13 protein-coding genes and 2 pseudogenes are annotated in these 12,327 nt (G+C 28.4%); 11 read left to right on the top strand and 4 right to left on the bottom strand.

What is annotated here, in order from left to right; genetic code table 11:
• Positions 1 to 438: 438 nt before the first annotated feature.
• Positions 439 to 582: a hypothetical protein gene (locus ACREVX_RS13820; RefSeq protein WP_431544771.1), complete on the bottom strand. Its 144-nt coding sequence runs from the start codon at positions 580 to 582 to the stop codon at positions 439 to 441.
• A 478-nt stretch (positions 583 to 1,060) separates the two neighbouring features.
• Here ACREVX_RS13820 and ACREVX_RS13815 point away from each other — a divergent pair, with 478 nt between their 5' ends.
• The 8 genes from ACREVX_RS13815 (at position 1,061) to glgA (ending at position 5,855) form a co-directional block, all read left to right on the top strand.
• Positions 1,061 to 1,594, top strand: a complete 534-nt coding sequence (locus ACREVX_RS13815; protein ID WP_431544770.1) for a sigma-70 family RNA polymerase sigma factor — start codon at positions 1,061 to 1,063, stop codon at positions 1,592 to 1,594.
• On the top strand, positions 1,595 to 1,738 hold the full coding sequence (locus ACREVX_RS13810; RefSeq protein WP_431544769.1) for a hypothetical protein: 144 nt from the start codon (positions 1,595 to 1,597) through the stop codon (positions 1,736 to 1,738).
• Positions 1,739 to 2,894: 1,156 nt separating this feature from the next.
• Complete coding sequence (locus ACREVX_RS13805) at positions 2,895 to 3,428, top strand: sigma-70 family RNA polymerase sigma factor (RefSeq protein ID WP_431544768.1); 534 nt, start codon at positions 2,895 to 2,897, stop codon at positions 3,426 to 3,428.
• Positions 3,429 to 3,560, top strand: coding sequence for a hypothetical protein (locus tag ACREVX_RS13800; protein ID WP_431544767.1), 132 nt, complete (start codon positions 3,429 to 3,431; stop codon positions 3,558 to 3,560).
• Positions 3,561 to 3,641: 81 nt separating this feature from the next.
• Positions 3,642 to 3,821: an aspartyl-phosphate phosphatase Spo0E family protein gene (locus tag ACREVX_RS13795; protein ID WP_431544766.1), complete on the top strand. Its 180-nt coding sequence runs from the start codon at positions 3,642 to 3,644 to the stop codon at positions 3,819 to 3,821.
• 113 nt (positions 3,822 to 3,934) lie between these two features.
• Entirely contained in the window at positions 3,935 to 4,087 is a 153-nt protein-coding gene (locus ACREVX_RS13790; protein WP_431544765.1) for a hypothetical protein, read from the top strand.
• Positions 4,084 to 4,266 (top strand): hypothetical protein, encoded by a 183-nt coding sequence (locus ACREVX_RS13785; protein ID WP_431544764.1) that lies wholly within the window; start codon positions 4,084 to 4,086, stop codon positions 4,264 to 4,266. The genes ACREVX_RS13790 and ACREVX_RS13785 overlap by 4 nt, the downstream gene beginning before the upstream one ends.
• Positions 4,267 to 4,424: 158 nt before the next feature.
• Positions 4,425 to 5,855 carry a glycogen synthase GlgA gene (gene glgA / locus ACREVX_RS13780; protein ID WP_431544860.1) on the top strand — a complete coding sequence of 477 codons (1,431 nt, stop codon included), beginning with the start codon at positions 4,425 to 4,427 and terminating at the stop codon, positions 5,853 to 5,855.
• A gap of 533 nt (positions 5,856 to 6,388) precedes the next feature.
• Here the strand turns inward: glgA and ACREVX_RS13775 are convergent.
• Positions 6,389 to 6,672, bottom strand: a pseudogene (locus ACREVX_RS13775) (sporulation initiation factor Spo0A C-terminal domain-containing protein).
• Between the two features lie 631 nt (positions 6,673 to 7,303).
• Here ACREVX_RS13775 and ACREVX_RS13770 point away from each other — a divergent pair.
• Complete coding sequence (locus tag ACREVX_RS13770) at positions 7,304 to 7,468, top strand: hypothetical protein (RefSeq protein ID WP_431544763.1); 165 nt, start codon at positions 7,304 to 7,306, stop codon at positions 7,466 to 7,468.
• Between the two features lie 919 nt (positions 7,469 to 8,387).
• Complete coding sequence (locus tag ACREVX_RS13765) at positions 8,388 to 9,293, top strand: GH25 family lysozyme (protein ID WP_431544762.1); 906 nt, start codon at positions 8,388 to 8,390, stop codon at positions 9,291 to 9,293.
• A 99-nt stretch (positions 9,294 to 9,392) separates the two neighbouring features.
• On the opposite strand, the pseudogene ACREVX_RS13760 reads toward ACREVX_RS13765, so the two are convergent.
• Both ACREVX_RS13760 and ACREVX_RS13755 read right to left on the bottom strand, forming a co-directional pair.
• Positions 9,393 to 10,721 (bottom strand): annotated as a pseudogene (locus ACREVX_RS13760) (IS3 family transposase).
• Between the two features lie 392 nt (positions 10,722 to 11,113).
• A complete protein-coding gene (locus ACREVX_RS13755; protein ID WP_431544761.1) occupies positions 11,114 to 11,503 on the bottom strand; it encodes a hypothetical protein in 390 nt (129 codons plus the stop codon).
• 616 nt (positions 11,504 to 12,119) lie between these two features.
• Here ACREVX_RS13755 and ACREVX_RS13750 point away from each other — a divergent pair.
• Positions 12,120 to 12,327: recombinase family protein (locus tag ACREVX_RS13750; protein WP_431544858.1), on the top strand; the 208-nt coding region annotated here is incomplete at its 3' end.

Below are 12,327 nucleotides of genomic sequence, written 5' to 3'. Positions count from 1 at the left end.
TTTTGTACACTCCGTTGTTGTAAGTGCAGGCAGAGTTTTCTTGATTATACTTATCCGTTCTTTATTATAATCTTCGATAGTATCACTTAACATCAAAAGATTTCCGGTTAAAGATACCATAGATATAACACTTTTTAGCCATTCAATATTGGTTCTAGCACAAATATGATCTGGGTAATTTAAGAATAAAATTCTTATAAATCTTCCGTATTAATCACTTAGGAATATATGTTACATTCCTTCTACATTATTTCCAGGAACACCAACCATTAGCTTACTTTTGATTTGGAAGCTGCTCACATGGTTTGTGATATGTGTATCCTAGATGGGTTCTATTTTACTGCATTTTAAAATTAATAATCCAGAGTTTTTCTTAAAATAGGCTAAAAAACTATAATTTATGTACTGATTTCTACAATATGCTTAAATGCTACAAATTTATCGAATTAGAAATGAATAGAACTGAGAACAAATACCTCCAATGGGATGGCCTTGCGATATATTTGCTAAAAATGCTAATCTCTTTTGTGCCATATGCTTAAGATTTCTCATCTGTTGTAATTTAAGTGTAATTTTATACATATTTCCACACTTCCTCTTTACTATCTAAAATACAACAAAACAAAACAAAACAAAACACAACAATTTTTTTCAATTAAATTGTTGTAAAATATAACCTATAGCGATGACTAGACGTGATATTATTAGATGTTGAGTGATAATGTAAAAAAAAACTTACTTATAATGATAATGATGAAATTAAAATTAATATAAGTAAACCTATTGATATGATTACTCAAATAACTGATATTATTCATCAAATATGAGTACCTGCTCATATAAAAGGTTATATGTATCTAGTGGAAGAAATAAACCTGGTGGTTAATAGAATTGAACTTTTGCCGCCGATTAGTTGATAAAACAGATAATAAATAAGTGTGTGAAATAGATAAAGCAAAGTGATTTTCAAATATAATAAAGAATAATCAAATAAATTGTAACTTTCTTTACCTTATAGTGCTCTAATTAGTGTTATAAGGTAAAGAAAGAAGGTGTGGAAATGGACCCAACTATAATAATAAAAAGGACTCAAGAGCAAGATGATGAAGCTTTTATCAAATCAATAGACACATGTAAAGAAAAGATGTATAGGATTGCTTTTGCGTATTTTAAAAACGAGCAAAATTCTTTAGACGCTGTAAGTCAAACCATATATAAGGCTTACATGAATATGAATGAACTTAAAACACCAAAATTCTTTAACATATGGATTATTAGAATTCTTATAAATACTTGTAACTGCATATTAAAGCATGATAATAAAGTAATCTATATTGAAGATTACAAAGAAATAGGTAATACAAAAGATGAAAGCTTAGACACAGAATTTAAAATAGCTAGCAATGTAGACCTATATAATTCAATTGATAAATTAAGTGAAGGGTTTAAAAGTATTGTTATATTGAAATATCTTGAAAACATGACTATTGATCAAATATCAGAAGTTCTTGATTTACCAGAGGGAACTGTAAAGGGTTATTTGAGAACAGCTTTAGCAATATTGAAAATAGAATTAGGTGAGGAGTGTATATAGATGACTACTAAAATGGGAAATGGCTTTGAACATATAAAAATTTCAGATAAACTTGATAAAGTTATTAAAGATACCCTGGAAAAAGCAAAGAAAGATAAAAAAACAATTAATAATTTAAAATTAAATAACTTCAATGCACGATAGGGGGTATCTGTATTAATGGAACAAAAACGGCAATAAGAAATACAATTTATACCATTAACGTTCAAATTATAGCTATGTACAAATTAATTTAATTATTTTCAAAAAATATTAACTGATGACAAAGATGATTTAAATATTATCAAGGAAAAATATAAATATTCTGAAACAGCACCTAAAATTGATAATATAGTTGGGTTTGCAAGTTCTTCCAATAAATCAAATGAATATTTACCCACAATGTTAATATGTTCATAACCTAATGGAGGCAATCTTCTAATATCAGCATCATTTACAAGTTCACTATCTTTACGTAGTTTTTCAATAACTGCTCATATAAAAGGTTATATGTATCTGATTAACTATATAAGATTTTAATTCTTTAACCTTTAATTGTCTATATATAGTCATTTTTGATACATTGAACAAAATTCTTTAGATGCTGTAAATGAAATTATATAAGGCTTATATGAATATGACTGAACTTAAAATGCAACGTTTTTTTAAAACATGGATTATTAGGATTCTTATAAAGTGTTGTAACGACATATTAAAAGTTAAAAAGTATTGTTATATTAAAATATCTTGAAGCTTTGACTAATAGTCAAATATCAGAAGTTATTGATTTACCAGAGGGAACTCTGAAATTTTCAAAGTAAAAATTATATTTATGGGACTGCATTTTTTTTAGCGTACGCTACCCAGTTAGGTTTTACAAATGCTGATGAATTTAATAATTTTTTAAATACTTTATAAAAATATATGATTTAATTAAAACATTCTACCAAAGCAATAGCCCAAAGATATAAGCTTATATCTTTGGAGTTATTGCTTTTATTAATTATATTGAATTTTACTATGTTTTTGAAATTAACTCAATTACACTTGTGTTACACTTTCACTTTGCTTTCAAAAAAGTCTAACACTTACGTTAGGCTATTTTCCTTCACTTTTCATATTCTTTTATAAATTCATACATATTTCTGCACTTCTCTTTATTACCTATAATGTTGTAAAATAAAGCAAAATACAACAATTTTTTCGATTAAATTGTTGTAAAATAATCCAAATAAATTGTAACTTTCTTATACTTATAACTATCTAATTAGTGTTATAAGTATAAAATTAGTGTTATAAGGTAAAGAAAGGAGGTGTGGAAATGGGCCCAATTATAATAATAAAAAGGACTCAAGAGCAAGATGATGAAGCTTTTATCAAATCAATAGACACATGTAAAGAAAAGATGTATAGGATTGCTTTTGCGTATTTAAAAAACGAGCAAAATTCTTTAGATGCTGTAAGTCAAACCATATATAAGGCTTACATGAATATGAATGAACTTAAAATACCAAAATTCTTTAACACATGGATTATTAGAATTCTTATAAATACTTGTAACTGCATATTAAAGCATGATAATAAAGTAATCTATATTGAAGATTACAAAAAAATCGGTAATACAAAAGATGAAGGCTTAGACACAGAATTTAAAATAGCTAGCAATATAGACCTTTATAATTCAATTGATAAATTAAGTGAAGGGTTTAAAAGTATTGTTATATTGAAATATCTTGAAGATATGACTATTAGTCAAGTATCAGAAGTTCTTGATTTACCAGAGGGAACTGTAAAGGTTTATTTGAGAAGAGCTTTAGCAATATTGAAAATAGAATTAGGTGAGGCGTATATATAGATGACTGGTAAAATTGAAAATGGATTTGAACAGATAATTATTTCAGATAAACTTGATAAGGTTATTAAAGATGCGCTGGAAAAAGCAAAGAAAGATAAAAAAACAATTAATAATAATTTGAAAATTAAATAACTTCGTCATAAACTGTTAAGAACTCACACTCACCTTAGATAAAATTACATAAACAAATAATAGTATTACCAAGGAGGAGTTATGAATGATGAAATAGGATTATTTAGAGAAAAATTAGAAAATTTAATACAAATTACTGAAAATCTTACTGATTATAAAGTAATTTATTTAAGTCAAGAGTTGGACAAGCTGATTAACAATTATTATTTACAAAATGCACGAGATGGTGTATCTATATCAATGGAACAAAAACGGAAATGAAAAATATTGGCACATATCTTTCCAGTTGCATGGCAGCATATAAATTTCTATGGTTGCTTAGATAATATTAGTATTTTAGTCTCAATAAAGTATATAACGAGGGGGAATGGCATATGGATGATAGTTTTTACATACAAGAAACAGAGCAATTAGAAATAAGATTAAAAGAAATTGAAGAAAAAACCAACAACGTGACTGAATTAATTATTGCTAATAAGGAACATGTTTTTCAAATAAAGAAATTGAAGAAAAAACCAACAACGTGACTGAATTAATTATTGCTAATAAGGAACATGTTTTTCAAATCAGAGAGGAATTATATAGGACAGCTGAGTTAATTAATGCATATAAAGAGATTGCCTTGAAAAGCGAAGAGAAAGAAAAATGGGCTGCCGAGTTAATAATTTGTAATAAGAGACAGGGAGAATTAATATCTCTACTTTGAGTAAACAATAATGAAGTTACCATTTCAGCTCATTATTTATAAATATTAAACTTTTAATTATATCCATTTTTTCAGTTAAAAAATGATACAAATTAAATTCTATTGCAATAAAAAAATCTTAAATTGCATAATTTAAAAAACTAAGAGGAGGGGTTAGTATTAAAGTGTTATTTGTGGCTTCTGAAGCGTATCCTTTTATAAAAACTGGAGGCGTTGGGGATATGGTATATGCACTACCTAAAGCTCTAAGAAAGTTTGGAATTGATTGTAGAGTAATTATACCTAAATACAGTGGTATTCCCTTGCCTTTTAAAAATTGTATGGAAACTATATCTACTTTTAAAGTGAAAGTTGGATGGAGAAACCAATATTGTGGTTTGGAATATTTAACTTATGATGATGTGCCTTACTATTTTATAGATAATGAATATTATTTTAAGAGACCTCATGTATATGGATATTACGATGATGGTGAAAGATTCTCTTATTTTTCAAAAGCAATATTAGAATCTATAAAATACATGGTAGATTTTACACCAGATATAATTCATTGTAATGATTGGCAATGTGGAATTATACCTGTTTTACTTAAAGCCAACGATAGTAAGGACACCGGATTTAGTAAAATAAAGAGTATATTTACTATACATGATGTAAAAAATCAAGGAATATTTCCAAGAGAAATATTAAATGAGTTATTAAATTTAGAGGAGATTTATTTTAATGAGGATGCACTAAAATTTTATGATTCTATATCTTTCATGAAAGGTGGAATTGTTTTCTCAGATGCAGTAACTACTGTATGTAATACTTATACACGAGAAATACAGACTCCTTTTTATGAAGAAGGTTTAGGTGGATTATTGTCATCCAAAGCTGAAAAACTTTATGGAATTATAAATGGTATAGACTATGAACTCTACAATCCTAAATTGGATAAAAAAATATTTCATAATTACGATTTACAAAGTATAAAACAAAAGGTGAAAAATAAATTGAGATTTCAAGAAGAACTATGTTTTACCGTAGACGAAGATATGCCAATGGTAGGAATTGTAACTAGCCTAGTTAATCAAAAGGGTTTAGATTTAATTATAGATAAACTCCAAGAATTACTTAGCCTTGATATTCAAATAGTATTGCTTGGTAATGGCGAGAAATATTATGAAGATATATTTCAATTTTATGCTTCTAGATATCCAAGTAGGCTATCAACAAACATTGTTTTTGATGAAAAAACAGCACAAAAAATATACGCTGCTTCCGATATATTTTTAATGCCGTCGTTACTTGAGCCTGGTGGTATAGAACATCTTATAGCATTAAAATATGGAAGTATTCCAATTATTCACGAAACTGGAGGGTTAAAAGACCCCGTTATCTTTTATAGCAAATATACGGGTAATGGCAATTGTTTCTCTTTTAACAATTATAAGAGTGATGAATTATTAGATGCAGTAAATAGAGCTCTAGATTTATATAAAGACAAAGCTTCCTGGAATAAATTAATTCGCAATGCCATGCTTTCAAACAATAGTTGGGAAATTTCAGCTAAGAAGTATATTAAGTTATATAGTAACATAATTTAAAAATATTGTAAGTAATAATTCATAATAAAATGTAAGGAGGCAAAATATGGAGTCAAGTGTATTAGAAAGTGAGATGGCTTGATGGAAGGCTTGAAATTAATAATAACCGTGCCTTATCCTCAGCTTTAGAAAATCCTTAGGAATGTTTGAAAGTAACTTAAATGATGCTTTTTATGTTGAATCCTGAGGATTTTGTTATATAATTTAACAGAAAAGACAATACTGAAATTACCAAACAATTTAAGGAGGTAATTTCATGTATCAAAATTAGCAAACAGAAATTGTTCACTTTGTTACTAATTTTTGTAATGGGGTCGCATCAGCCACCTAGTATATGGGAATGAATGGTTAGCTAGGCGATGATGATGTGGGTGTGACCTTAATTACACAATATAATCTTTATATAAATTTTACATTTATTAGTCGGCTGATACGACCCTGTTGTAAAATATGGAAGTGTATACGCACAGGTTTTACTTTCTAATTTATTGTTATAAATAAGTAAAAAACAAAATGTCAGTAACTACACCAAACTAACTAACCCTATTTTGTAATCTTAACTTGTCAGCCACCATTGCTATAAATTGTGAATTAGTAGGTCTGCCTTTTTCATTACTAATAGAATAACCAAAAATCTTATTAATAGTTTCTAAGTCACCCCTAGTCCATGCAACTTCTATTGCATGCCTTATACCTCTTTCCACCCTACTACCAGTTGTATTAAACCTTTTACCTACTACTGGTATAATTCTTTTGTAACTGCTGATAAAAGCTCTATATCATCCATTACCATGTTTATTGATTCTCTTAAATACATATAGCCTCTTATGTGAGCGGGTACTCCAATTTCATGAATAATGTTAGTTATCTGAGCAATCATATCAACTGGTTCACTTATATCACATTCATTTGCTTTAGTTTCAGTATTTTCAAAATGAGATACCGGTTTTTTAGTGTAACAACTACTTATAGTATGATCTAACAGCTGTCTTATTCGATGAACTAATACGTTAATGTCGAAAGGTTTTATAACATAATAATCTGCTCCAAGAGATATGGATCTTTGGGTTACTTTTTCTTTTGATTCTTCCATATTTGTAGTCTCCCCTATATAATATATACTATTATGTAAATTTCTCGAGATATTGGTAAATATACTTATACGATAACACAACCTCCCTCAGTATGGAAATTAACAAGTCTTTTTTATTAAAGCGTGGGTTGTAATGTTAAGGAAATTATTAAAAAGGTGGAATTTAAACAAACTACTGATTTAACTCCTTAACGTGAGTTTTTCTGAAACGTTGGCTATACGCCATATATCTATATTATTTTATTGTTTTTATAAATTAATAATTTATCCGCATACAAGATAACGAAATACAATCTATAACTTGTCCCATTTTTAAAACCTTAGCATATTTTATCTAATGAGGAGATGTATATAGATGTTAGAAAAAAAACTATACCAGATACTAAATTATATTGAGAGTGAAATAAATAAGCCACTTGATAATTATAACTATGAAACAAGAATATGGAGCAAAGGATATAGAAAAGCTATGGAAAAAATCAAAAACTTTATTTGGAAATGTTTAAATAAAGACGATTAATTATAAATATCATATGAGGAACAGTTAAATTTACGTTCCTCATATATATGCTATTCAATTAAATAACTTATTATACTTAAATGTAAATAGGTCATTCTGATAAACAAAGCAAAGCGTATTTTGATCAAAATTTTTTATAAATCTATATCATAAACTTGTACTAAATAATTAGTATGATGGTATGGAATTTGGAGCGTGGATAAAGTTAAAAATCATGCATACAAGTAGTGTATATTCTTAATTAGGGGTATCAAGAACATAGCTGTAATCTGGAGCCCAAGGGTCAGGAACCTTACAGAGAAAGGAGCTTGTGGTTTGTATAGAGGATAAGGTTTTTGACTGATTGTTGATTCACGGCAAGCAAACATTTTTCTATAACCTTTGTGCCTATTCCTATCCCCTGATAACATTTACTAACTCCAAGCTTAGCCAATTTAAAGGTGGTTTCATCAACCTTAATGATTGATGAGGTTCCACTATTTCATCGTTGTATTTAGTGAAAAATATCCTTCCTCACTTATTCAATACTTGACTCCTAGCCTATTGTTGATGATTTGGGTGAAAACAAACTATTAAGTATTGCATTATTTAAATAGTGCAGTACTTTTTGTATGTACATTATATAAAAATATTCATAATATATATAAGTAAAAGATTATAAAACAGAAAATATTAATTTAAAACTCTGTATATAGTCAGTTACTATGTTATTAATAGTTATGTATATTAAACATTCTAATAAATAGCCAAATTATTATAACAAAATTAGTAGATATTAAAGTGAGAAATAAATTGCCTTACAAATATATTTAAAGAAAACTGTAGAGAAATATAGAGTCTATTGTTTTATTAGACTACAGAAATACAAAGAAAAATCCAGTAAGTGCAGACAATTAAAATTTATAGGAGATGAAATTTAATGAAAGGAATAGATATATCTAGTTATCAAGGTAATGTAGATTTTGTAAAAGTAAAAAACAGTGGGATAGAAATAGTTTATATTAAGGCAACTGAAGGAATCGCTTACACCAATCCTTTGTTAATACCACAATATAATGGAGCAAAAGCAGCCGGACTCAAAATTGGCTTTTATCATTATCTAAGAGCAAATGATCCAATATTAGAGGCAAAATATTTTCTAAGCACTATAAATGGACTTTCAGTAGACTGTAAATATGCTATAGATGTAGAAGTAACATTAGGACAAGCTGTAACTAAAATAAGTTCTAATGTAAGACTGTTTGCCAATTACCTGACATCAAATAAAAAAGAAGTATGTATTTATACAGGGGATTATTTCTACGCAAATAATTTAGACAATACAGTCATAAATATACCTTTGTGGGTTGCACATTATGGAGTCTCAAAACCAGATGCAGCTAATTATATAGGTTTTCAATATTCAGATTCCGGAAGCGTAAACGGAATAAATGGGCCTGTAGATTTAAATAAATTTAGTACAGGTATATTTCTTAGTTTAATTCCACCTGTACCTGTTAATTTAGTTGTAAAGGCATTTCAACATGCTGCCAACTTAGTTGGATTAACAGACAAAAATAGGCACAATCTTGTTGAGGATGGTATTAAAGGTATCCATACAAATGAAGTTATAGATAAAACATTTGTTACTTCAGGAATTTATAATGAGCTTGTACGTTTTATACAGAAACGACTTATTTCATTAGGATTTAACTGCGGAAAAACTGGAGCTGATTCATACTTTGGGCCTAATACCCTAATAGCAGTTAAGAATTTTCAGGTTTCAAGAAAGTTAAAATCAGATGGAATTGTAGGACCATTAACAACAACACAACTTTTAAAATAAAAAATCGTGTTGCATTCTGTTATAAAATATATTTAAAATGAAAGAAAGAGGGCATACTAAACCGGTATCTATGTCAAGGACAATATAAAAAAAAGAGTGTTAGGATGCTAAAAGGTGATTTCTGTATTGCACAGGAGTCATCTTTTTCAAGTCCCACTGGTATCTGTAATTGTTATAATATGTGATATACTTATCTATGATTTTCTTAACATTCTCAAGAGTAGTACAGGACTTTAAATCTATCTCATCTTTCATATGTCCAAAGAATGATTCTTGTGGAGCATTGTCCCAACAGTTACCTCTACGTGACATTGATTGTGCTAATTTATGTTTTTTTAATAACTTTTGAAATGTTGGGCTTGTATAATGACTACCTTGATCTGAATGAATAAATGCATCTTTTATTAATGTTACTCGTTTAGTTTTAACTAGCTTTTTTATTGTATCCAATGCTATATCTAGTGTTATTCTATCTTAAGTTTGATATGCTAATATTTCATTTGTTGAGGAGTCCTTAATTGTGGATAAGTAAGCCATTTTACTATTACTGTATGGTAAGTATGTTATATCAGTAAGCAGAACCTTCCCCGGCGTAGCCTGCTTGAATTCGCGATTCAAAATATTTTTCACTACGCTATGCTCTTTTGTTGCTTTAGCAATTCTTCTATATGGATTTGCCTTTCTGTGAGGGCATATTATTTCATATTTGTTCATAATCCTACGGATACGTTTTAAACTATATATAATATTAAATTCATTAACTAATATCATCTTAATAGATCTAGATCCTTTCTTATAGCCCCTTCGATTAAATGCCTTTAGTATTAAGTCTCTATCCTCTAAATCACGCTGCTCGCGTTCTACCCGTATATCCTTTGAAGCAATGTAATTGTAATAACCAGATCTAGACACTCCTGATAATTCGCATAAGTATCCAATTACATTTACAAAGCTATATTTTTCAATAACTTCTTTTATAGTTTTAAAAGCATCGCTTGATTTAATTTTCTTATTTTTTTGTACCACCCGCCTTTCTTTCGCGTCTAATTTTTTTAACAATTCTACCTGTGCCTCAAGTAGGTTTATTCTAGCATTTTGCCTCGCTATTATTTCTTCCTTAGTAAGCTCGGTAGAGCGTGGTCTACCGCTTGCTGTTTTCCTTGTGTCTTCTAACCCTATTATTCCATCCCTTTTGTATGCTGCATTCCACCTATATGCTGATTGCTCGATTCTTTTTAACCCTATTACATCTATATCAAATCCATTTTCGGCAAAAATCTGTCTTGGTAGTTTTCCAGCAATATATTCATTTATAAATAACATTTTAAATTTAAAGTCATACGTAATTCCACATTCACTAACATTTTTGACATTTTTATTTTTTTCAAGCTTTAAAATATTTTTTTTGGTAAATAAAATTTTACTCATTTTCCACCATCCTATCTATATATAAATTATACAAAAAAAGCACCTATAATCCAAACACTTTTTTTAAAAGTGTCCTTCCTATAGGTACCATTATATACAATTGCCTTCTTTTTTATCTAGCAATTAAGTTAGGATATATCACTCCGGTAAGTTAGCGATATTTAATATATTATATATGGAAAAGGTCCCATATATAATATATTAAACTGGGATAAATGTTATCTTAAAAGTGGCACATACCAATGTAGATTAAATATAAGTGTTAAGTACTAGTACATATATCTTTAATTGTTATAACAAAACTAACAATGAGTAATATAGCAAAAGTGAAAGTAACACAATTACACTTGTGTTACTTTCGTTATTATTTTAGATACAATAAAAATATATTACTATAAGCTTATCAATTTCTGAACTATAAAAACAATTAATCCGCCTATAAGACCTGAAATCATTATTAACAAAGATGTTGATAATCCTTTTCTGCCTTCACTTTCATATCTGCTTTTTTCTAACACCATTAGTCTTTCATCTAGATGATTATTAATATTATCAATTAGGCTTTTAAGAGCTTCATCTGAAGTTGCAACATGACCTGCTAGGACCGATGCTTGAGCTATAGCTTTTTCATTAGCAAGAACCACTGCACTTGTATCAATAGCTCTATTAGAATCTATACGTTTTATTTCTGCAACTATTATTTTGTCTATACATTCAAAGAGAATGTTCATTTGTTTCTCAAGATTTTGTATATCGGATTGACATTTATTTTTTTCTTCCATGTTGATACAGCTCCTTATTATATTTAAAATATAGTGGAAGTTAGAAATCCCCCACTAAGTAATAGGGTAATTCTTAACAATATCTACGCTAAATAAAAATAGACAAGACATCCTGTATGTTCTCAAGATATTTTATGAAGCTTGTCCCAGCATTGTGCATCGTGATTTTAAATATTAAATATAAATGGGAGATATATTCTACTATAAGTGATTCATTGATACGCACAAAGACAATTAATTCATATATTAATAATAACGCAAAATCACTATCATTTTTCACTGTAATTGCATGATGCACCCCCAGTCGGAGTCGAAAATGAGGGGGAAAAATAAACACAAAATAGCAACTAAAAACCGCAATAAATTGGCTTGTGTTTATTTGTCCACCTCATGACACATTATATTGAATTTTAGAACCAATAAATAGCAAAAGGGCATTCAATATAATATATAATTATTTTGAATGCCTTTTATCGTGTAGTTTTTGAAATGTTATTATGATTTTCATATAAAGTTTAAGAAGGAGCTACATAGGATGAGAAGTTTTTTTTATGTAAGAGTAAGTAGTAAAGCCCAATCTTTAGAAAGACAAATTGCTACGGCTAAATAACTTGGAATACAGGATGAATATATATTTATAGAAAAATCCAGTGGTAAAGATTTTAAAAGATCTGAATATCAGTTAATGAAGCGTATTCTTCGAAGTGGTGATATTTTATACATCAAATCGCTTGATAGATTAGGAAGAAATAAAATACCAATTGATGAAAATTTTAATTCCTTGGATAAGTTGCCTATTCCACCTTTTCGGGGGGGGGGGGGTG

The organism is Clostridium sp., assembly GCF_050717545.1.
Taxonomy (GTDB): domain Bacteria; phylum Bacillota; class Clostridia; order Clostridiales; family Clostridiaceae; genus Clostridium_AD.
This window is presented reverse-complemented; position numbering and strand designations above follow the sequence as displayed.